The sequence below is a fragment of the Leifsonia sp. L25 genome, assembly GCF_050632895.1.
Window position 1 is genome coordinate 17,736 of sequence record NZ_JBODRZ010000003.1, and the last position, 22,122, is coordinate 39,857.

Sequence of the window (22,122 nt, forward strand, 5' to 3'; positions counted from 1 at the left end):
GCTGCGCTCACAGCGCGGGAGGCTCGTCGAGCGGGCCGCCGTACCAGTCCTCGATCAGCGCGCGGGCGATGGAGGACCGCCCGGGCAGGATGATCTGCTCGCGCGCCTCCCACAACTCATCGCGGCTGAACCAGCGGAGGTCCAGGATCTCCTCGCCGTCCGGCGCGAGAGCGGCCGGGGGCTGGTCGTCGGCCAGGCGCGCCGTCATGCCGACCATGACAGAGGCCGGGAACGGCCACGGCTGCGAGCCCTTGTACCGGGCGTCCGTGACCCGGACGCCGGCCTCCTCGAAGATCTCCCGCTCGACGGCGGACTCGAACGACTCCCCCGGTTCGACGAACCCGGCCAGCAGCGAGTAGCGGGAGTGCTCCCACATGGCGTTCGAGCCCAGCAGCAGCCGGTCGTCGGCGTCGAGCACCGTGACGATGACCGCGGGGTCGGTGCGCGGGAAGACCTCGGAGCCGTCCTCGAAGCAGCGCCGCACCCAGCCGGCCTGCTCGACCATGGTCGGCGTGCCGCACCGCGGGCAGTGGCTGTGCGAGGCGTGCCAGTTGGCGATCGCCAGGGCCTCGGTGAAGAGCCCGGCGTCGCGATCGCTCAGGGCGGTGGCGACGGTGCGGAGGTTCCCCCAGCGCGCCTCGTCGGGCTCCAACTCGGTGGCGGCGGCGTCGGTGAGCACCTCCAGCACGACCGCAGACCCGGCCGGCTGGCCTGGGATGTCCACGAGCGTGCGGCCGAGGTAGACGCGGAGGAGCGCGGCCGTGACCCGGTCCACCGGGAGCAGGTCGAGCTCTGCGGGCCCGGCGTCGGGCGCGCTCCAGCCGTCGGACGCGGGCGTCGCGGCGGGCACGCTCTCCGGGGTCAGCAACGCCCTGCCCTTCCACAGCGGGAGCACCAGGGTCGTCGGCTCCTCCGACAGCTCGTCGAACAGCGCCGGCCGGGAGCGGGCGGCGTGATCGCGGTCGATCGCGTGGCGCGAGAGCGGGAGCGCGGCGAGCGGCAGCGCGGACGTCGATGCGGGCGACATCGGGATCCCTTCGAGGCGTGGAGAAGATGCAAGGCGTGGCGGAACTGCCCACGCGCGGATGTCCATTTAGCCTAGGTGCATGGCCAGATCCCCTCTCACTCTAGCCGCGCTGGCCAGCTCGGCCGTGCCCGACCTGACGATCACCGCGACCCGCGCGCACACCGCGGACGGCGCGGGCGAGTTCGACGCCGCCGTGCTCACGGCGGCCGACGGGAGCGCCCGCATCGTGCGCGTCCCGCTCACCCAGGCGGCGGAGACCGAGCAGAGCTCCGACCTGGTCGCGCTGCGGGCCCTCACGACCGGCATCCGCAGCCGCCTCCCCTTCGACGTGCCGACCTATCTCGGCCAGGCGCCGGTCGGTGGTACGCGCGCCATCGTCTACGACTTCCTGCCCGGCGACCACGTCGCTGTGGAGGACGTGCCTCCCGGCGACGGTCTCGCCGGGTCGATCGGCCACGCCATCGCGGCGATCCACACTCTGCCGACCAGCTTCGTCGGGGAGGCCGGCCTCCCGGTGCTCTCCGCGGGCGAATGCCTCTCCTCGACCGCGGCGCTGATCGAGTCCGCCGCCGCGACCGGAAAGCTTCCCGCCGCACTGCGCGAGCGCTGGCGCGACGCCGTCGCCGACCACTCGGTATGGCAGTTCCAGCCCACGGTGATCAACGGTGCGCTGACCGCCGACTCGTTCCTGGTCGAGGGCGAGTCCGTCACGGGCGTGCTCGGCTGGTCGGCGCTGCGCGTCGGCGACCCGGCCCGCGACCTGCACTGGCTGCTCGCCATGAACCCGGACGCTACAGACGGTGCTCTCCTCGCCTACGCCTCCGCCCGCCAGGTCGCCACCGACCGGCAGTTCACCCAGCGCGCGATGCTCTACGCCGAGCTGGAGGTCGCCCGGTGGCTGCTGCACGGCCGCGAGCTGCGCGACCAGGGCATCGTGGATGACGCCGTGCAGATGCTCGACGGCCTGGTCGACCGTGTGCACAGCAACACGGTCACCCCGCTCTCGACGGCCACCGGCCCGATCATGGCGGTGGACGACGTCGAGGCCATGCTCGACCGCACGCCCGGCGACCGCGCGTCGGGCCGGCCGGGCGGCATGCGCCCGGTCGACGACCAGGCCGGCTGAGCCCCGTCGGCTCCTCCGGAGTCACGGACGATTTCGAGGGTCGCGGGACCGGCCGGAGTCACGCGCCGCGGACTCCCGCCCACAGCTCGACCAGCTCGGCCTCGGAGTACAACCGCTCGGGCCGGACGACCCGGTCGTCGGCCACGAAATAGAACACGGCGTCGATCCGGGCCGGGTCGATGCCGGCGTGCTTCGCGTACGCCAGCCGGTACAGCGCGAGTTGGAGCTGCTTGCGCTCCAGATCGGCGGCGTCCCGGGGGCCTTGCCGGTCTTCCAGTCCACGATCTGCACGTCGTGGCGGCCGTCGTCGACCGGGTAGACCGCATCGAGCTTGGAGACCACGACCTGGCCGGCGAGCGTGACGTGGATCTCCAGCTCGACCTCGGCGGGCGCCCGGTCGGCCCACTCGCTCGCGGCGAACGTCGCCTGCAGCTCGGCCAGCTCCTCCGCACCCAGGATCTCGCCCGCGGGATCATCCTGTTCGGCCACGGTCGCGTCGAGCTCGTCGGTGGCGCCACCCGCGACGCCGTACCGCTCCTCCACCCAGCGGTGGAACAGCGTCCCCAGCCGGGTCTGCCGGTACGGTCGCTCCGGCATCGGGCGGCGCAGCTGCTCGGCGACACCGGCAGGGTCGCTCACGAAGTCCTTGAACCGGGAGGCCGGGATACGGGCCGGCAGCTCCACCAGCCCGTCCTCCGCCTCGCGCCGGGCGCGCTCGGCGAGCAGGAGGTCGACATCGAGCGCGTACACGCCGCCGTCGCCCGGACCACGCTCGCGGGCGGTCTGCACCGCGGCGGCGGCGGCCTCCACCCGCGTCCGGCGCACGCCGAGCGGGTCGAGGGGCCAGAGCACCGTGCGCGACTCCGGCGCCAGCGGGTTCTCGTCCGGCTCGTCGCAGGGCGGGAAGGCGTCCTCCGGCAGCAGCCCGGCCTGCTGCAGCTCCAGCAGGTAGGCGCCGGGCGACCGGGGACGGGACTGCGTCGACCAGTAGGAGCCGGTCAGCAGCAGGCTGCGCCGCGCGCGCGTGACGGCGACGTAGATCAGCCGACGCTGCTCCTCCAGGTGCCGGGCGACGTTCGCGGCCTCGAACGCGGACATCGCCTCGTCCACCTGCTTCTGGTCCTCGGCGTTGCGCCACGGCAGCACCGGAAGCTCGGCCGAGTCGCCGCGGAACTCGTTGGGGAGCTGACCGAACGCCAGCCAGCCGCGCTTGCTCTGCGGCGGCCCGGGGAGCTCGCCCTCGACCATGCGCGGCACGGCGACGACGTCCCACTCCAGGCCCTTCGCGCCGTGGATGGTCAGGATCTGCACCGTACCGGGCTCCGGGTCCTCACTCCGCGGCGCCAGGTTGTCGCGCTGCTCGGCCTCCGCCAGCCAGGCCAGGAACGACCCGAGCGTCGCCCGGTCGTCGCTGGCCAGGTAGGAGGCCACCTGCTCGGCGAACGCGTCGAGGGAGGCCTGGCCGAGCTGGGCGGACTCGTTGGCGGCGACCTCGATGTCGAGCCGCAGCTCCTGCTGCACGAGGGTCACGAGGTCGAGGAGGTCGAGGCCGGCACGCGAGCGCAGCCGGTCGAGCTGGCTGCCGGCCGCGCGCAGCCGCTCCAGGCCGACCGCGCTGAAACCGGCGAGCTGGCCGTGATCGACCGGAGCCTCCACGACGAAGTCGAGAGCGTCGACCAGCGAGGCCGACTCCTCCGCCACCACCGAGCTGCGCAACCGGTCGTGCACGCCCGGGTCGAGCGTCTGGAAGCGGTGGTCGCGCGCGGCGAGCCAGCTCGCCACCCGGCGCAGCGCCGCGATGTCGCGCGGGCCCACCCGCCAGCGCGCCCCGGTCAGCAACCGGATCAGCTCGGAGCCCGCAGTCGGGTCGTGCATGACCCGCAACGCGCTGACCAGGTCGGCGATCACGGGCTGCTCCAGGAGGCCGCCGAGCCCGAGGACATGGAAGGGCACCCCCGGGCGGCGAGGGCGCCCGTGAACGCGTCGATCTTCTTGATCGACCGGCAGAGCAGCGCGGCCGAGGGCGGCATGCCCTGCGCATCCCGCTGGGCCAGCCGGACGCGCAGCCATTCGGCGATCGTCGCCGCCTCGTCCTCGACGGTCTGCCCGAAGGCGTGGTCGAGCTCGCCTCCGATCGCGCCGGGCCGCGGCTGCAACTGCTCGACGTGCACGGGCGAGTCGGCCGACAGCGGGGCGACGAGGGTGTTGGCGGCATCCAGCACGGTCGTCGGGTTGCGCCAGCTCGTGCTGAGCGCGAAGGCGGCCGCGCCGTCCTTCCGGCCGGTGAAGTCGAGGGCGAACCGACCGAGGTTGGCGGCACTCGCGCCGCGCCAGCCGTAGATCGACTGGTGCGGGTCGCCGACCGCCATCACGGCCTGACCGAAGAACAGCGAGGACAGCAGCCGGGTCTGCACGACCGAGGTGTCCTGGTACTCGTCCAGCAGCACCACGCGGTAACGGCGGCGGTAGTCGGCGACGACCTCCGGCAGCCGTTCGCAGACCGCCAGCGCGAGCGCGACCTGATCGGAGTACTCCACGAACCCGCGCCGTCTCTTCTCGTCCGCGAACCGCTCCGCGAGGTCGAGCAGCGGCGGCAGCGAGCCGACCGACGCCACGGCGGTGCGGACCGACGCGTAGGCGTCCTTGACCCGCCCGCTGCCGGTCGGCAAGTCGAGCAGCCGGCCGAAGCCCTCGACCATGCGGTGCACGTCGCGGGCATCGGCCACGTTCTCGCTGAGCGCGCGGCTGAGGTCGAGGACCGCGGTGGTGACCGCGTCCACGCTCTTGTCGAGCTCCACCAGCCGCTCGTCGTCGCAGCCCACCACGACGCGGCGCGCGAGCTGCCACGCCGACGCCTCGCTCAGGATCGCGGACTCCGGCTCGCGGCCGATCAGCAGGGCGTTCTCGCGGAAGATCGCATTGGCGAAGGCGTTGTACGTCGCGACCTCGGGCGCATCGAACGGGTCGAAGACCACGTCGGTGAGCCCGGAGTCCGCAAGCTGCTCGATGCGCCGCCGGATCCGCTCGGCGAGCTCGCCGGCCGCCTTGCGGGTGAAGGTCAGGCCCAGGACCTCGGGTACCCGCACCAGGCCGTTGGCGAGCAGCCAGACCACCCGGTTGGCCATCGTCTCGGTCTTGCCGCTGCCCGCTCCGGCGACCACGATCGCGGGAGCCAGCGGCGCCTCGATGACGGCCTGCTGCTGCGGCGTGGGCCGCGGGAGCCCGAGGGCGTCGGCGATCTCGGCCGCGCTCAGGCGCCGGGCCGGGCGCTGCGGCTCGGAAGCTGCCGTCTCGGCGGCGAAGGCCAGCTCGACCAGGTCGAGACCGGGCTGGTCGTCGGCCAGTTCCAGCAGTCCGTCGTCGTTCATCGTGCTCCCCGCTCATGCGCTGACCGCCGGCACGAGATGGATGCGGTACCCGTAGGCCGCGTGCGGGTCCCGGTCGCCGAGGTCGATCACCCCGGCGAACGTCGCCGCCGCCATGCCCTCGGCCGCCCGCGCCACGCGCTCCTCCAGCCGCGCGAGCGACTCCGCGTCGACGCGCTCCTGGACGACCTCGCGGTACGCCTTGCCGCGCACGCCCTTGGCGACGAAGAGCAGCTTCGCCCCGCCCGGCGGCAGCTCCGCCGCCTCCACTGCGCCGTGCTCCAGCGCGAGCTGGTACACGCCGAGCTGGGCGTGCGACGCCGTCTCCGCGGCGGTCGGCACCGTGCGCCCGGTCTTCAGGTCGACGATCACGACGGTGCCGTCCGGGGTCTCCTCGACGCGGTCGATCTTGCCGCTGATGCGCGCCCGGCCGAGCTCGAGCTGGAACTCGCCCTCCGAGCCGAGCAGGCGCCCGCCCGCGCGGCCGAAGTCGCGCAGGTACTCCGACACCCCCGCCACGAGGCCACGCGTCCGGCGGCGCTCGCGCTCCTCGATCCAGGGCGACTCGAACTGGAGCTGGGCCCAGCGCCGCTCGATGCCCGACCAGAGCAGGTCGACGCTCGTCTCGTCCGTCGCGGCGGCCTCCTCCATGACGGCGTGCACCACGGTGCCGATGCCGGCCGCCAGCCCGCTCGGGGAGGCGGCCATCTCGTCCACGAACCAGGCCAGCGGCGATTTCTCGAACGTCCCCAGCCGAGACGGCGAGACCTTCACCCTCGCCTCCGGGTCCTCCAGGTCGGTGAGCGGATCGGTGGTCGACGGCTCGGCGAGGCCGTACCAGTCGGCGGGGTCGGCGCCCTCCACCCCCGCCTCGGCCAGCCGGGCCAGTGCGTCGGCGGCGTCGGGAGAGCCGGTGGTCACCAGCCGACGCCGCAGCCGTCCGACCATGCCGCGCAGCGAGAGCGGGTGGATGCCGGGATCGTCGTCCTCGACCGCGAGCCCGGCCGCGAGGCGCAGGAACGGCGAGGGCTGCTCGTCGTCGTTCGCGGTGGCGGTGAGCAGCACCTGGCGGCGGGCACGCGAGACGGCGAGGGCGAACATCCGCAGCTCGTCGCTGAGGACCGCCGCCCGCTGGTCCGCGGTGTCCTGACCGTCGGTTCCGGCGTCGGCGTCGGCATTCGCGCGGCGCCCGGCGAGCGCGTCGTCCAGCTCCTGCGGGTGCAGCAGCGAGCCGCGCAGCCGCAGGTTGGGCCACACGCTCTCCTGGAGGCCGGCGACGGCCACGACGTCGAACTCGCGACCGACCGTGGCGCTCGGCGTGCACACCAGCACCGCGTCGCCGGTCGTGCGAGCCGCGAGGGTGTCCTCCGGCACTTCGGCGCCGAGCAGCTCGATCACGAAGTCGGAGGCCGGACGCTCGGGCGAGCGCTCGACGAAGCGCCGTGCCGCTGTGAACAGGGCCACGACGCCGTCGAGATGACGGTCGGCCTCGTCGGCGACGATCCCGGAGCGCTCGGACTGCTCCAACCAGCGCTTCGCCAGTCCGCTGCGCTCCCAGGCGTGCCAGAGCAGCTCCTCGATGGTGGCCCCTGCCGCCGCCTTCTCCCGGCCGCCGCGCAGGGTCTCGGCCAGGCGGGCCGCCCGGCGGGCGGGCGAGGAGTCGATCGTGGCGAGGTTCGCGGGCGTCGCCAGCGCCTCCACCAGGAGGTCGTCGCCCGGGCGGTTGCCGTCGCCGGCCAGCTCCTCCTGGCGCAGCGCGAGCCGCAGCCGGCGCAGGCTGATGGCGTCGAGACCGCCGAACGGCCCGAGCAGCAGCTCGGTGGCGACGACGGGGGTCAGCTCGATCGCGCCGAGGGCGACGCCCGCAATGGTGATGAGCTGCCGTGCGGCGTAGTCGTCGCGCAGCGGCCGGCCCGCGATGCTGGTGGTCGTCGGGACCTCCGCGACGGCCAGCGAACGGGCGAGGCCCGGGATGTGCGCGCCGGAGCGCACGACGACCGCCATGCGGTTCCACGGCACGCCGTCGATGAGCCGCCGCTCGCGCAGCAGCCGGGCCAGCCGCGCCGCCTCGGCCGGAGCCGACGACGCCTTCACGACGACGACGGCCGGGCCGGTGTCCTCCGGCTGCACCTGTCCGGCACCGGCGACCCGGTGCACGCCGGCGGCCGCCGCGCCGATCCGCTCGGTGACCCGCGAGGTCAGCTCGCGGAGCGCGGGAGTCTGGCGATGCGCGGTGCTGAGGACGATGCGCGTCACGGGCACGCCCAGTCGCGCGCCGAGCTGCCCGAGCGCCGCCACCTCCGCGCCGCGGAACGTGGTGGACGCGACGTCGGGGTCACCGAACGCGATGACAGCGATGCCCCGCGCGGCAACGGCGCGAAGGAGGGCGATGGTGGCGACGGTGGCCTCCTGGAGGTCGTCGACGAACAGCGCCCGGAGGCCGTCGAGCGAGCTGCCCTCCGCCACGACCGGCACGGCGGACGCGATCAGCTCGGCGGCGTCGACGTAGCCGCCGCGGAAGCTGTCGAGCACGTTCTGGTACTCCGCGATGAACCGTCCGGCGGCGCGCCACTCGTCGCGCCCGGTGATCGCCCCGAGCTCCGCCAGCCGCGACGGCGACACGCCGCGCTCGGCGCACCGGCCGATGAGCTCGCGCAGCTCGGTGCGGAACCCGCGCAGGATGCGCACCTCCGGGCCGAGCGAGGGCGGCCAGACCGGCCCGGAGCCGTCCTCCAGGTGGCCGGCCAGCAGCTCGGCGATGATCTGGTCCTGCTCGCCGCCGGTCAGCAGCCGGGGCGGCTCCCCGCCGTTGCGCTTGGCTTGCTCGCCGGAGAGCTGGAAGGCGAGGGAGGTCGCCGTGCGGGCCAGCGGCCCCGGCGTCGGCACGCCGAGCCGCAGCGAGATCCGGTCGCGGAGAGCTGTCGCCGCGGCGCGCGAGGCGCTCAGCGCGAGGACCTCGGAGGCGGCGTACCCGCGCTCGTGCACGCGTTCGGCGATGGCCTCCACCAGCGCGGTCGTCTTGCCCGTGCCCGGCGCGCCCAGCACCGCGGCCGAGGCGCCGTCGGGCAGCGCGAGCACGGCGCGCTGAGCCTCGTCGAGCGCCGCGGCGAGGTCGCCGGCCGCGTCGTCGACGCGCGGACGGAAACCTCGGGTGGACATGCATTCACGGTAACGGCGTCCGCCGACAGAGAACGCGATCCGGGCCCGCGAGCCGCGTGCCGTAGTCTGAACTCGCAACCGCCGGTCTGATTCGAAAGGCACATCCCGTGGAGATCCGCATCGGAATCGTCAACGCCCCCCGCGAGCTCAGCTTCGAGTCGACCCAGTCGGCCGAGGAGCTCACCGAGCAGATCCAGGCCGGCCTCACCAGCGGCACCGGCATCCTCAAGCTCGCGGACGACAAGGGCCGCGTCTACATCGTCCCGACCGCGGGCATCGCCTACGTCGAGCTCGGCACCGAGGAGTCGCGCCGCATCGGCTTCGTCGGCTAGATTCCCCACCGTGGAACTGCTCTTCGTCGCGCTCGCCGGCGCCATCCTGGGCCTCGGCGCACGGTACCTCCTGCCCAACCGTCACACGCACGGCTCCGTGCTCATGCCGGCGCTCGGCGTGAGCGTCGCCTGCATCCTGTGGGTCGCCCTCAGCTGGGCCGGCCTGAAGTGGAACGGCGGCTGGATCTGGTGGACGACACTGATCGGCACCGGCGTCGTCGTGATCGTGGCCGACCTGGTCATCGGCCGCCTGCGCACGGCCCACGACGAGAAGCTGCTGCACACCCTCACTCGCGGCGCCGTCGCGCGCTGACACACCCGTCGGGCGCTCAGGTCAGGCGGTGAGCCCCAGGGCGTCCATCCGGCGCGTGTGCGCGGCGATCAGCTCGGTGAAGATCGGCTCGATCCGCTCCTCGTCCGCCGCGCGGTTCCCCGACAGGTGGAGGGCGGAGCGCGCCACCAGCAGCGTGTCGCCGACCAGGCGCCGCCCCCACATCGCCAGGCGCGAGCCGAGCTGCGGGTCGGCGGCGATCTCGCCGCGCAGGACCTGCAGCATGGCGTCCTGACCGGAGTCCGAGCCGAGAAGCTGCTGGATGCGCGGGCCGACGTCGCCGGGCAGGCCGCCCGCGAGCCGGATGAAGAAATCGTCCAGCAGGCCGCCCGTCATCAGCGCGGCCAGCAGCGTCTCGCGCCAGTCGGAGCCCACCAGCAGCGCACGGAAGCCCTCGATCTCCACGGCGAACGGACGCATGACCTCCGCCGGCTCGTGGCCGCGCCTGCGGATCTCCGCCACGATGCCCTGATGCTTGGACAGCGCCAGCCCCGCGGCGCCGGAGACGACCTCCTTGGCCGCGAGAGTGTCGGTGTCCGCGGCCACCCGCGAGAGCGTCTGGAACTGCTCGAGCTGCAGGTACGCCGCCTGCCCGAGGTAGGGCAGCAGCTCCGGCATCACCTCGTGCAGATCGACGCGGACCGTCGCCTGAGGCGCGCGCGGGCGGAGGCGGGGCAGCTCGACCGCGGGTCGGCGTCTGGTGAACCACGTTGACACGTACAGCAGTGTAACGGGGAGGTCCAGTAGGCTGGTGGTGCCGTCGGCGCAGGATCGACGGCCCTGCGCCTGCGACGAGAACAGGGCGTGGAACTCACTATTCGAACCGACAGGCACCCTTACGTGACTTTCTCTGAACTCAACATCGACCAGGACATGGTGGACGCCCTCGCCTCCAAAGGCATCATCGAGCCGTTCCCCATCCAGTCCCAGACCATCCCGCTCGCCCTCGCCGGCCAGGACATCATCGGCCAGGCCAAGACGGGCACCGGCAAGACCTTCGGCTTCGGCCTGCCGATCATCCAGCGCCTCGGGCTCGACCCGGAGCCGGGCGTCCAGGCCCTCGTCGTGGTCCCGACCCGCGAGCTCGCCGTCCAGGTCTTCGAAGACCTGGAGCAGGCCGCCTCCAACCGCCCCACCGCGGTCACCGCGATCTACGGCGGCAAGGCCTACGAGGGCCAGATCGCCCAGCTCAAGGCCGGAGCGCAGATCGTCGTCGGTACGCCGGGCCGCCTGCTCGACCTCGCCGGACAGCGCCTCCTGAACCTCTCGCACGTCAAGGAGATGGTCCTGGACGAGGCCGACAAGATGCTCGACCTCGGCTTCCTCTCCGACATCGAGAAGCTGTTCGCGCAGACCCCGGCGACGCGTCACACGATGCTGTTCTCGGCGACGATGCCCGGCCCGATCGTCGCGCTGGCGCGCCGGTTCATGACCCGGCCGATCCACATCCGCGCGAGCGACCCCGACGAGGGCCAGATCCAGGCGAACATCAAGCACCTCATCTACCGCGCGCACTCGCTCGACAAGGACGAGGTGGTCGCCCGCATCCTCCAGGCCGAGGGCCGCGGCAAGACCGTGATCTTCACCCGCACCAAGCGTGCGGCGGCCAAGCTGGTCGAGGAGCTCGGCGACCGCGGCTTCAACACCGCGGCCGTCCACGGCGATCTCAACCAGGAGCAGCGCGAGCGCGCGATGGCGGCCTTCAAGGCCGGCAAGAAGGACGTGCTGATCGCCACCGACGTCGCCGCGCGCGGCATCGACGTGGACGACGTCACGCACGTCATCAACCACACCATCCCGGACGACGAGAAGACCTACCTGCACCGCGCCGGCCGCACCGGCCGCGCGGGCAAGACCGGTATCGCCGTCACCTTCGTGGACTGGGAGGACCTGCATAAGTGGGCCCTGATCAACCGCGCCCTGGAGTTCGGCCAGCCCGAGCCGACCGAGACCTACTCGTCGTCGCCGCACCTCTACAGCGACCTCGACATCCCCGAGGGTGCGAAGGGCCGGCTCAAATCGACCCCGGCCGTGAAGGCTCCGGAGACGCAGGACGGCGCGCGACGCGACTCGACCGGCCCCGGCACGCAGGGCGACGGCCACTCGCGCAACCGCCGCCGCCGCACCCGCTCGGGCGGGTCCGAGCAGAGCGGCCAGAGCACGGCGGGCCACGCCTCAGGCTCGGCCGACGCCGCTCCGGCCACGGGCGGCGAGGAGAAGTCCCCCGCTGCCGGCACGCACGACGGCGGCGGCTCGCAGCACCGCGACGGCAACAGCGCCCCGCGCCGGCGGCGCCGCCGTTCGCGCGGCAGCTCCCCCGCCACGCCCGCGAGCTGAGCAGACGCGCGACTCCACCAGAGGGGTCGCAACACGCCGTTTGACACACGTCATAACGGCGTGTTGCGACCCCTCTGCGGTGTCCTGGGAGCTCAGTACCAGTTCGGTGTGTGGCTCATCTCGAAATTCCAGGCCGCGCACGGCGAGCCGTAGGCGCGGTTGATGTAGTCGAGGCCCCAATTGACCTGGGTGTTCTGGTTGGTCATCCAGTCGGGTCCGGCCGACGACATCTTGCTGGCCGGCCACGCCTGCGGGATGCCGTACGCGCCGCTCGACGTGTTGTACGCGTCAGCGCGCCAGCCCGACTCGTGATTCCACAGCGAGATCAGGCAGCCCATCTGGTCCTGGCCCCAGCCGAACGCGCTGAGCCGGCTCGACGCGTACGCCTGCGCCGCAGCCGGGTCGACGTTCATCCCGGGCGGGGGCGCGAAGCCGTTCGCGCTTCCGCCGCTGTTCGCCGCCTGCTGGGCAGCCGCGGCGGCCGCGGCCTGCTGCGCGGCCTCGGCGGCGGCGACGCCCGCAGCGTACTGCTGCTCGACCGTTGCCGCGGTGTTCTTGAGCGCCGCGAGCTGCGCGTACAGCGTGGTCGCATGCTGCTTCTGTTCGGCGAGCTGCGCATCCGCGGCCGCCTTGGCCGCGGTCGCCACCTGCAGCGCCTTCTGCGCGTCCTTGTCGAGCTGGTCCCGGATCTTCTGCGCCGCATTCGCCTGCGCGCTCAGCGCCGCGGCGGTGTTCTTCTGCGCGGCGGCCTGGGCGAACAGGCTGGAGGCCTGATCGGCGAGCTTGGAGACCGCGCCGAGCTGGTACAGCAGCGACGGCTGCGTGCCGGCGGTCGCCGCGGCCGTCCCTCCGGTCGCGCCCGCGCCGCCGAGGAACAACCGGATCGACACGTCCGACGTCCCCGACCGGGTGAGCTGGGCCGCGAACTTGCCGCTCTCCGCCCGCAGTTCGTCCGCTCGCGCCGCGGCCGCCTGAGCCTGCTGGCCGATGTCCTGCGCCTTGGCCGTGGCCGCCGTGAGGGCGGCCTCCGCCTGGCCGTACTCGCCGAGGCGCTTCACCGCCAGGTCGCCCGCCGCGTTGGCCGCGGTCTGCAACGACGCGAGCAGGCCGTTGATGCGGTCGACCTCCACCTGGGCCGTCGCGGCATTGGCCTTGGCCGCCTGCACGTCGTTCCAGGAGGGGTAGGTGTCCGCGCTCGCGGGAGCCGCACCTCCTGCAACCGTGAGGGCGCCGATGAGTGCCGCCACTGCGACAGAAGACGTCCAGAACCGTCGAGACACCCATACCTCGCTTCCCGATCCCCGCGGACCAGGCTAACGGGTGGTCGGGCTCATCCGTAGAAAGGAGCCGCGCCTGTCGCTTCTTCGATCATCAGTTCCACCACGGCCGGATCGGTGGTGTTCTCGCCGAGCCGGTTGGGCTTGCCTGCCCCGTGGTAGTCGCTGGAGCCGGTGATCTGGAGGCCGTACTTGGCGGCGTACCCGCGCAGCAACGCCACACCCTCCGGCCGGTTCTCGCGGTGGTCGAGCTCCAGCCCGAACAGCCCGGCGCGGACGAGCCGGCGCAGCCGGTCCTCGGGGATGACGCCGCGGCTGCTGGTCGCCGGGTGCGCCAGCACGGGAATTCCCCGGCTCCCCGGATGAGCCGGATGCCGGTCATCGGGTCGGGTGCGTAGTGCGGCTGGAAGTAGCCGCTGCGCCAGTGCAGGATGCCGGCGAACGCGGCGCTGCGGTCGGCCGCCAGCCCGCGGGCGACGAGCGCGTCGGCGATGTGCGGCCGCCCGACCGTCGCGCCCTCCGTCGCCTGGTCCAGCACGTCGGCCCAGGTGATGTCGTAGTCCTCGGCGATGCGGCGCACCATGTCCTCCGCGCGCCGCATGCGGCCCTCGCGGATGCGGCGCGTCTCGGCGACGAGCGCCTCGTCGGCCGGATCGAACAGGTAACCGAGCATGTGCACGCTGGCGAACTCCACCCTCGTGGACAGTTCCATGCCCGGGATGACCGTGACGCCTGCCTCCGCTGCCGCTGCGGCCGCCGAGGCCCATCCGGAGGTCGAGTCGTGGTCGGTGAGGGCGACCGTCCCGATCCCGGCGGCCGCGGCGGCGCGCACCAGTTCGGCGGGGGTCTCCGTGCCGTCCGACACACTGGAGTGCGCGTGGAGGTCGACGGGACCGCTGAACCGTCGCTCATCAGCCATGCCCACCATCCTAGGAGTGGAAGAATGGTCGGCATGTCGTCCGAGAACACCACCGCGCCTGCCCCCGCCGACCGCGAGGCGGCGCCACGCGCCACGGCCAACCGCTCCACCACCCCCGGATCGGAGAACTTCCGGGAGTACATCGGCAGCAACTGGGCCGAGCGTCCGGAGATCCTCCCGGGCTCCCGCCCGCAGGCGTCCTACGCCGCCGCCCGACGGGCCAGGGTCTCCGAACTCTTCCCCGGGCAGCGGCTGATCATCCCGGCCGGGCGTCTCAAGCAGCGCTCCAACGACACCGACTACCCGTTCCGCGCGCACTCCGCGTTCACGCACCTGACCGGCTGGGGCTCCGACGCCGAGCCCGGCAGCGTCCTCGTGCTGGAGCCGCACGACGGCGGCCACGTCGCCACGCTGTACTTCCGCGAGCGTGCCGGCCGCGACTCGGACGAGTTCTACGCCAACCCGGAGATCGGCGAGTTCTGGATCGGCGCGCGCCCGTCGCTCGCACAGGTCGCCAGCGACCTCGACCTCCCCACCCGGGGCATCGCCGACGTGGAGGCCGTGCTCGACTCGGTCGACGCGTCCACGCTGGTGCTGCGCGAGGCCGACCCGGAGCTGACCGACCGGGTCGACGCCGCCCGCCTGGTGCTCGCCGCCGAGGCCGGTGCGGAGGTCGGCGACGCCGCGTTCGATCCGGAGGACCACGGCGACGACGACCGTCTGACCCGCGACCTCTCCGAGTTGCGCCTGGTCAAGGACGTCTACGAGCTCTCCGAGCTGCGCAGCGCGATCGCCGCCACCGCGGCGGGCTTCGACGACGTGGTCGCCGATCTCTCCCGGATCGTCGCCCACCCGCGCGGCGAGCGGATCGTGGAGGGCGTCTTCAACGCCCGTGCCCGCCTGGACGGCAACGCCGTCGGCTACGACACGATCGCCGCGAGCGGCCCGCACGCCTGCATCCTGCACTGGACGCGCAACGACGGCCCGGTGGTCCCCGGCGACCTGATCCTGATCGACGCCGGCGTGGAGGTCGACAGCCTCTACACCGCCGACATCACACGCGCCTTCCCGATCGACGGCACGTTCACCGAGACCCAGCGCCTGGTCTACGAGGCGGTGCGGGAGGCTGCGGACGCCGCCTTCGCGATCGTGCGCCCCGGCATCCGCTTCCGCGAGATCCACGCGGCCGCGATGGCCGTCATCGCGCGACGCACCGCCGAGTGGGGGCTGCTGCCGGTGACCGCGGAGGAGGCGCTGCAGGCGGACAACCAGCAGCACCGCCGCTACATGGTGCACGGCACCAGCCATCACCTCGGGCTCGACGTGCACGACTGCGCGCAGGCCCGCCGCGACCTCTATCTCGACGGCGTGCTGGAGCCCGGCATGACCTTCACGATCGAGCCGGGCCTGTACTTCCAGCCGGACGACCTCACGGTGCCGGAGCGGTTCCGCGGTATCGGCGTGCGCATCGAGGACAACATCCTCGTGACGGCGGACGGCGCCGAGAACCTTTCGATCGCCCTCCCGCGCACCGCCGACGACGTGGAGGCCTGGGTCCGCCGCCTCAGCGCGCGCTGAGCGCTCCACCTTCGCCGAAGGGCACGTCAACGCCCCGAGAACTGTGTTTCAGGCGCGTTCACGTGCCCTTCGATCGGTCAGGCGGGAGGGGCCGGCGGCCGCTGGTCATCCGCGGGCGGCTGCTGCGGCTGCTGCGGCTGCGCGGGCGGGGGTCGGACGGGTGCGCCGGTGGGGCCCAGCCGCCGGGCGCCGCCTGCACGTCCGGGACGCCGCCGAGCAGGTTGCGAGCGCGGTTGACCAGGTCGGAGTCCACCAGCACGGAGTAGCTGGTCGCGATGACCTGCATCACCGACGTGTAGTCGCGGCGGCGGCGGTTGATCGCGTACGAGACGATGCCGAACAGCATGCCGAACCCGGCGCCGAGGAGCACGGCCGCGATGACGAACGCGTAGCTGACCGTCGGCGAGAAGATGAGCAGCAGCAGCCCGAAGAAGATGCCGAGCCAGGCTCCCGAGGCCGCCCCGGCGAGCGCGACGCGCCCCCAGGTGAGCTTGCCGGTCACGCGCTCCACGCTTTTGAGGTCGCTGCCGACGATGGAGACCTTGTCGACGGGGAAGTCTGCGCGGGCCAGCACGTCGACCGCTTGCTGAGCATCCACGTACGTCTCGTAGGCGGCCACGACCTCTCCCCGGGGCATGGTCGGGAAGAGCATCCGGTTGCGTCCGCCGAGCGGGCTGGGGTTGGTCATCCCGCCATTGTCCCATCCTCACCGTGCGCCCGGCTGGTAGGGCTTAAGTTATAAGACGTGAGCACCCGTATCTTCGTCGCCCGCTTGGCCGGCACCAGCGTGTTCGACCCGGTCGGCGACCGGGTCGGCAAGGTCCGCGACGTCCTGGTGGTGTACCGCAAAGACGATCCGCCCAGTGTGGTCGGCCTCATCGTGGAGATCCCCGGCAAGCGGCGCGTGTTCCTGTCCATCGGACGGGTGACCAGCATCTCCAGCGGACAGATCATCACCAACGGTCTCATCAATGTGCGCCGGTTCGAGCAGCGCGGCGGGGAGGTCCGGGTCATCGCCGAGCTCCTCGGCCGCAAGGTCGTCTTCACCGACGGCACGGGCGAGGCGACCATCGAGGACGTCGCCATCCAGGAGTCCCCCACCGGCGAGTGGGCGGTGAGCCAGCTCTTCGTACGCCGGCCGAAGTCGGGCGCGTCGCCGTTCGGCAAGGGACAGACCACGTTCGCCGCCTGGAACGAGGTGCGCGAGAAGCAGGCCCGTGGCGAGGCGCAGTCCGCCGAGCAGCTCATCGCCGCGTACTCGGAGCTGAAGCCCGCGGACCTGGCGAACACGCTCCTCGACCTCCCGCAGCAGCGCATGCTCGAGGTGGCGGAGGAGCTCCCCGACGACCGGCTCGCCGACGTGCTGGAGGAGATGCCGGAGAGCGAGCAGGTGCAGATCCTCGCGCAGCTCGACGACGACCGCGCCGCCGACGTGCTCGACCAGATGCAGCCCGACGACGCCGCCGACCTCATCGCCCAGCTCTCCGACGAGCGCGGCGAGCACCTCCTGGAGCTCATGGAGCCCGAGGAGGCCGACGACGTGCGCATGCTGCTGAGCTACGCGCCGGACACCGCGGGCGGCCTGATGACGACCGAGCCGATCATCGTCTCGGCCGACGCCACGGTCGCCGAGGGCCTCGCGCTCATCCGCCGCCACGAGCTCGCCCCGGCGCTCGGCGCGGCCGTCTGCGTGACGCTGCCGCCGTACGAGGCGCCGACCGGGCGCTTCCTCGGTATCGTGCACTTCCAGCGGATGCTGCGGTACCCGCCGCACGTGCGCCTCGGCACCCTGCTCGACCCGAGCCTGGAGCCGGTGACCGCCGATACCTCCGCCGCCGAGGTGTCCCGCATCCTCGCCAGTTACAACCTCGTCTCGGTTCCCGTGGTGGACGAGAAGCACCGACTCGTCGGGGTGGTGACCATCGACGACATCCTCGACTACCTGCTCCCCGACGACTGGCGAAGTCAAGACGAGGACGAGCCCGTGAAGGCCCCGTCCGACGAGACCGGCAGTATCCGCATCGTGAACGGAAGGAGGGGCGGACATGGCACGAGTTAGGCAGGACGCGAGCCTGGACGCCCCGAAGGGCCTCCGCACGTCGGTGATCCCCCGCCGCAACCCTTTCGAGCAGAACGACCGGTTCGGCCGGTTCACCGAGTGGATCGCGCGGGCGATGGGCACGCCGTGGTTCATTCTCGGGCTGACGGTCTTCGTCGTGGCCTGGATGCTGTGGAACACGCTCCTGCCGAACGCCTGGCGGTTCGACTCGGCGGCGCTCGGATTCATCGCGCTGACGCTCGTGCTGTCACTGCAGGCGTCGTACGCCGCCCCGCTCATCCTGCTCGCGCAGAACCGGCAGGACGACCGCGACCGTGTGCAGATCGAGCAGGACCGGCAGCGCGCCGAGCGCAACCTCGCCGACACCGAATACCTGGCGCGCGAGGTCGTCGCCCTGCGCCTGGCGGTCAGGGACATGGCGACGAAGGACTTCATCCGCGCCGAGCTGCGGGCCCTCCTGGAGGACCTGGAGAAGGGCGACCCGGCCGAGAACGGACGCGCGCGTGCCTGAGGCCGGTCCTTCCGGTCCGGGCGCCGCCGAGCTGGTCGAGCGCGCCCTCTCCGGCGTCCTCGACCCCGAGATCCGCAAGCCCGTCACCGAGCTGGACATGATCGGCGGCGTGGAGGTCTCCCCGACGGTCACGCGACGGTGCGCGTGAAGCTGACCATCGTGGGCTGCCCCGCCGCCGACAAGATCGAACGCGACGTGCGGGCGGCCGCGGCCTCCGTCCCGGGCGTCAGCGGCGTGACGGTCGACGTCTCGGTGATGACGCCCGCCGAGCGCGCGGCGCTCACCGAGAAGCTGCGCGGCGGCCGCGCGGCACGCGTGCAGCAGTTCGGCCCCGACTCGCTGACGCGTGTCTACGCCGTGACCAGCGGCAAGGGCGGCGTCGGCAAGTCCACCGTCACCGCCAACCTCGCCGTGGCGCTCGCCGAGCGCGGCCTCCGGGTCGGCCTGGTGGACGCGGACGTGCACGGCTTCTCCATCCCCGGGCTGCTCGGCCTGACCGACGCGGACGGCGTCGCGGTGCGGCCGACGCGCGTGGACGACATGATCCTGCCGCCGGTCGCGTACGGCGTGAAGGTCATCTCGATCGGGATGTTCGTGGACTCCTCGTCGGCGGCCGTGGCCTGGCGCGGGCCGATGCTGCACCGGACCATCCAGCAGTTCCTCGGCGACGTGTTCTTCGGCGACCTGGACGTGCTGCTCCTCGACCTCCCGCCCGGCACCGGCGATGTCGCGATCTCGGTCGGCCAGCTCCTGCCGCAGGCGGAGGTGCTGGTGATCACCACGCCGCAGCCGGCGGCGGCCGATGTCGCCGAGCGCAGCGGTGTCGTGGCGCGCCAGACCGGCCAGCGCATCGTCGGAGTGATCGAGAACATGGCCGGGCTCGTGCAGCCGGACGGCACCGTGCTGGAGCTGTTCGGCTCCGGCGGCGGCGCCGAGGTCGCACGGCGGCTGTCGGCGGGGCAGGACGTTCCGGTGCCGCTGCTCGCCAGCGTCCCGCTCAGCGTGCCCTTGCGCACCGGAGGCGACACCGGCGCGCCGATCGTGGTCACCGATCCGCAGGACCCGGCCGCCGCCGCGATCCGCGCCGTCGCCGCCGGCCTCGCCACCCGTCCCCGCGACCTCCCGCGCCGCAGACTCCCCTCTCGACCCGCTGACACCCCGAAAGTGGGTCAGGCGGGCTCGACGAGGCGGGCCAGGAGCTCGATGAGGAGGCGCTCGGTGACGGGGCGCGGCAGCGCCTCGATCAGAGCCAGCAGCGGGGCCTGCTCGTCCGGGAGGCCCGGGGCGTCCCCCGCGATCCCCACGGCGCGCAGCAGCGCGGCGGCGGTGTCCGAGTCGAGCGGCCGGTCGCCGAGCGGCGGCAGGGCGGACAGCGCTGCGGCGGGGTCCGCCGCCGGGATACCCCGAACGTCGTCCGCGGAGGCCCGCAGCGCCGCCTCCAGCTCGTCCAGGCGGTCCCGGGTGACCGGAGTGATGGTCAGGTGCGTCGTGTGCGGCAGGCGCGTCCCATCCGGCTGCGTGAGCCCCGGCTGGAGCTGAAGGTGCCAGCCGCGCCTGCGCGCGCGGTCGGCCCAGTGGTGCGGGTCGACCCTGCGCTCCTCCGGCACGGCGTCGTCGGCCGCGACCGCGAGCAGGGGCCCGGTCGGCTCCCCCACGACCCGCAGCCCGTCGATGTCGCCGACGATGTCCGCAAGTGTGCGCGTCGCCCGCAGGCACGCCTCCGCCAGCGACGCGAAACCGCGTGCGCCGAGCGCCTGGATGATCGCCCACGACGCCGCCAACGCGCCGGCGGACTTGGAGCCGAGCAACGTCGGGTTCACCACCGGGTAGCCCGGCCATCCCGTCGTCGCGAAGAACTGGAGCCGCTGCCGGTCGCGACCGCGCTGCAGCAGCACGCTCGAACCCTTCGGCGCGTAACCGAACTTGTGGAGGTCCGCGGACAGGCTCGTGACGCCGGTCACGCGGAAGTCCCACGCCGGCAGCGCCGCCCCGTCCGGCTCGCGCCAGAACGGCAGGATCCAGCCGCCGATGCAGGCGTCCACATGGAGGTCGACCCCGGCCTCGTCGCAGGCCGCCGCGACCTCCTCGACCGGGTCGAGCGAGCCGTACGGATACGACGGCGCCGAGACGACGGCGAGCGCGACGTCCGGGCCCAGCCGCTCGATCAGCCGCGCTGCGTCCAGGCGTCCGGTCTCCGGCTCGACCGGCACGAGGTCCAGCTCGAGCCCGAAGTACTCCGCCGCTTTGTGGAACGCCGCGTGCACGGTCACCGGCGCGACGATGCGCGGCACGCCGGAGCAGAGGCGCGCCCGCCACGCCTCGCGCGCGGTCTTCACGGCCAGGAGGCACGACTCGGTGCCGCCGGAGGTCACCGAGCCGACCACGTCGTCGCCGCCGTGCAGCAGCTCACGTGCGAAGCCGAGCACCTCGCGCTCCATCACCGCCACCGAGGTGAACGTGGTCGGGTCCAGTCCGTTCACCGGCTGCACTATCCGCACCGCAGCGGCGGCCAACTCGTCGAGCTCCGCGATCCCCGAGTCGTACACGTAGCTCAGCACGTGACCACCGTGCGTCGGCGCGTCCGCGGCCCGCAGTCCGGCGAGCCTGCTGAGGATCGCGTCCCGGTCAAACGAGATCATCGACGTCTCCCTTCCGCAACCGGTACCGCCCGAGCGGCGCGAGGCTCGCTGCGACGATCGCCGCGGGGATGACACTGAAGCTCAGCACGATCCCGACCACGGCCGCCGCGGGCTGCGTCGCGCCCTCACCCGCCGCCGCGGCGTCCGACGCCGAGCGGGCGATGTACCCGGTCAGCGCGAGCACGATGGTGAGCACGGTCGCCCCGAGCGCCATGCCTGTGGTCTCCCCGCTGTCCACATCCCGCCGAACGTCCCCGCGCGGCCGGGGCCGTTGCGGCGGCCGTCGTGCGAGATGACGTCGGGCAGCATCGCCATCGGCAGCGACTGCATTCCCGCATAGGCCGCGCCCGCGACCGCGACGGGGAGGTACACCCAGGCGCCGGGGAACCAGACCAGCAGCACCATCGACAGCGCCGCAGCACCGAACAGGACGCTCGCCGCCTGGAAGCCGCGCTCTTTGCCGATCCGCCGCGCCACGACGCCCCACAGCGGCGTCACGACCAGCGCGGGACCGATCAGCGCGATGAACAGGAACGTCACGGCGTCCTCCGAGTGCAGCACCCAGGTGGCCACGTAGTTGGCGCCGGCGAGCATCATCCCGGTGGCCAGGCCCTGCAGCAGGAAGGTGAGCAGGAGGGCGCGGAACGGCTGGCTGTCGCGCAGGGCGCCGATCCCGGCAGCGTAGTTCGTGCGCAGCGTCGTCAGCACGCCCTCCCGCGGCGGCAGGACCTCCGCGGGGAGCTGCCGCGGCGCGACGAAGGCCGAGACGAGCATCCCGCCGCCGATCACGAGGCCCGCCACGAGCGCCATCAGGAAGTAGCCCGCGAAGTCGTTCCCGCCGCCGATCGACCGCAGCGCGGGGCCGCCCGCTCGGAACAGGAGGATCGCGAAGGTCAGCACCACGACACGCCAGGTGAGCAACCGGGTGCGCTCGTCGTAGCCGGAGGCGAGCTCGGCGGGGAGGGCGATGTACGGGACCTGGAACAGGCTGAACGCCGTCGCCGTCAGCAGGAACGCCACGAACACCCACACGGCCGCGGGGACGGCGGCGGTGCCGGCCGGGACGGCGAAGGTCAGCAGGAAGAACGCCGGCAGCGCCACCGCGCCGACCAGCATCATCGGCCGGCGCGAGCCGCGCGCCGCCAGCAGCCGGTCGCTGCGGGCGCCGATCACAGGATCGATGATCACGTCCCACACCTTGGCGACCGTGACGACGAGTCCGGCGGCGATGGCGGCGACGCCCAAGCTGTCGGTGAGGTAGTAGACCAGGACCAGCCCCGGCAGCGTCGCGAAGCCGCCGGTGCCGAGCGAGCCGACGGCGTAACGGGCGACAGTCGCCCGGGTCAGCGACTGCTGCGTTGCGATCATTCCCGCATCGTATGGGATACAGGGTCGTATCGGGGCGCAGGGCGTCGGCGACGCGCGCGGGATTCTGTACGGTCGCTCAGGCGGATTGCGCTCA

Annotated in this window: 13 protein-coding genes and 4 pseudogenes; 8 read left to right on the top strand and 9 right to left on the bottom strand. The window is 72.9% G+C overall.

Annotation, left to right across the window (positions count from 1 at the left end; translation table 11 throughout):
• Nucleotides 1-7: 7 nt before the first annotated feature.
• Nucleotides 8-1,027 (bottom strand): NAD(+) diphosphatase, encoded by a 1,020-nt coding sequence (gene nudC, locus ACRAWC_RS03950; protein WP_431346590.1) that lies wholly within the window; start codon nt 1,025-1,027, stop codon nt 8-10.
• 79 nt (nt 1,028-1,106) lie between these two features.
• On the opposite strand from nudC, the gene ACRAWC_RS03955 reads away from it, so the two are divergent.
• Nucleotides 1,107-2,153 carry a phosphotransferase gene (locus ACRAWC_RS03955; protein ID WP_431346591.1) on the top strand — a complete coding sequence of 349 codons (1,047 nt, stop codon included), beginning with the start codon at nt 1,107-1,109 and terminating at the stop codon, nt 2,151-2,153.
• A 58-nt stretch (nt 2,154-2,211) separates the two neighbouring features.
• On the opposite strand, the pseudogene ACRAWC_RS03960 reads toward ACRAWC_RS03955, so the two are convergent.
• A pseudogene (locus tag ACRAWC_RS03960) lies at nt 2,212-5,521 on the bottom strand (UvrD-helicase domain-containing protein).
• A 12-nt stretch (nt 5,522-5,533) separates the two neighbouring features.
• Entirely contained in the window at nt 5,534-8,677 is a 3,144-nt protein-coding gene (locus tag ACRAWC_RS03965; RefSeq protein ID WP_431346592.1) for an ATP-dependent helicase, read from the bottom strand.
• A 107-nt stretch (nt 8,678-8,784) separates the two neighbouring features.
• Between ACRAWC_RS03965 and ACRAWC_RS03970 the strand changes: the two genes are divergently transcribed.
• Nucleotides 8,785-9,009, top strand: a complete 225-nt coding sequence (locus tag ACRAWC_RS03970; RefSeq protein ID WP_431346593.1) for a DUF3107 domain-containing protein — start codon at nt 8,785-8,787, stop codon at nt 9,007-9,009.
• Between the two features lie 10 nt (nt 9,010-9,019).
• Nucleotides 9,020-9,322: a hypothetical protein gene (locus ACRAWC_RS03975; RefSeq protein ID WP_431346594.1), complete on the top strand. Its 303-nt coding sequence runs from the start codon at nt 9,020-9,022 to the stop codon at nt 9,320-9,322.
• Nucleotides 9,323-9,343: 21 nt separating this feature from the next.
• On the opposite strand, the gene ACRAWC_RS03980 is transcribed toward ACRAWC_RS03975, so the two are convergent.
• Entirely contained in the window at nt 9,344-10,057 is a 714-nt protein-coding gene (locus ACRAWC_RS03980) for a ferritin-like fold-containing protein (RefSeq protein WP_431346595.1), read from the bottom strand.
• 123 nt (nt 10,058-10,180) lie between these two features.
• Here ACRAWC_RS03980 and ACRAWC_RS03985 point away from each other — a divergent pair, with 123 nt between their 5' ends.
• Complete coding sequence (locus ACRAWC_RS03985; protein ID WP_431346596.1) at nt 10,181-11,677, top strand: DEAD/DEAH box helicase; 1,497 nt, start codon at nt 10,181-10,183, stop codon at nt 11,675-11,677.
• Between the two features lie 92 nt (nt 11,678-11,769).
• On the opposite strand, the gene ACRAWC_RS03990 is transcribed toward ACRAWC_RS03985, so the two are convergent.
• Nucleotides 11,770-12,924, bottom strand: a complete 1,155-nt coding sequence (locus ACRAWC_RS03990; protein WP_431346597.1) for a hypothetical protein — start codon at nt 12,922-12,924, stop codon at nt 11,770-11,772.
• Nucleotides 12,925-13,007: 83 nt separating this feature from the next.
• Nucleotides 13,008-13,873: pseudogene (locus tag ACRAWC_RS03995) on the bottom strand (PHP domain-containing protein).
• Nucleotides 13,874-13,906: 33 nt separating this feature from the next.
• Here ACRAWC_RS03995 and ACRAWC_RS04000 point away from each other — a divergent pair.
• Entirely contained in the window at nt 13,907-15,451 is a 1,545-nt protein-coding gene (locus ACRAWC_RS04000; protein ID WP_431346598.1) for an aminopeptidase P family protein, read from the top strand.
• A 58-nt stretch (nt 15,452-15,509) separates the two neighbouring features.
• Here the strand turns inward: ACRAWC_RS04000 and ACRAWC_RS04005 are convergent, their stop codons facing one another.
• Entirely contained in the window at nt 15,510-16,139 is a 630-nt protein-coding gene (locus ACRAWC_RS04005) for a general stress protein (RefSeq protein WP_431346599.1), read from the bottom strand.
• A 57-nt stretch (nt 16,140-16,196) separates the two neighbouring features.
• Here ACRAWC_RS04005 and ACRAWC_RS04010 point away from each other — a divergent pair, with 57 nt between their 5' ends.
• The 3 genes and pseudogenes from ACRAWC_RS04010 to ACRAWC_RS04020 form a co-directional block, all read left to right on the top strand.
• The gene (locus tag ACRAWC_RS04010) at nt 16,197-17,510 is read left to right on the top strand and encodes a magnesium transporter MgtE N-terminal domain-containing protein (RefSeq protein ID WP_431346600.1); all 1,314 of its coding nucleotides are present in this window, start codon (nt 16,197-16,199) and stop codon (nt 17,508-17,510) included.
• Nucleotides 17,497-18,021 (top strand): DUF1003 domain-containing protein, encoded by a 525-nt coding sequence (locus ACRAWC_RS04015; protein WP_431346601.1) that lies wholly within the window; start codon nt 17,497-17,499, stop codon nt 18,019-18,021. Before ACRAWC_RS04010 ends, ACRAWC_RS04015 begins: the two co-directional genes overlap by 14 nt.
• Nucleotides 18,014-19,158: pseudogene (locus ACRAWC_RS04020) on the top strand (Mrp/NBP35 family ATP-binding protein); the annotation flags it as partial. The gene ACRAWC_RS04015 and the pseudogene ACRAWC_RS04020, both read left to right, overlap by 8 nt.
• A gap of 32 nt (nt 19,159-19,190) precedes the next feature.
• Here the strand turns inward: ACRAWC_RS04020 and ACRAWC_RS04025 are convergent.
• Both ACRAWC_RS04025 and ACRAWC_RS04030 read right to left on the bottom strand, forming a co-directional pair.
• A complete protein-coding gene (locus ACRAWC_RS04025) occupies nt 19,191-20,660 on the bottom strand; it encodes a pyridoxal phosphate-dependent decarboxylase family protein (protein ID WP_431346602.1) in 1,470 nt (489 codons plus the stop codon).
• Nucleotides 20,647-22,028 (bottom strand): annotated as a pseudogene (locus ACRAWC_RS04030) (MFS transporter). The gene ACRAWC_RS04025 and the pseudogene ACRAWC_RS04030 overlap by 14 nt, the downstream one beginning before the upstream one ends.
• Nucleotides 22,029-22,122: the final 94 nt, after the last annotated feature.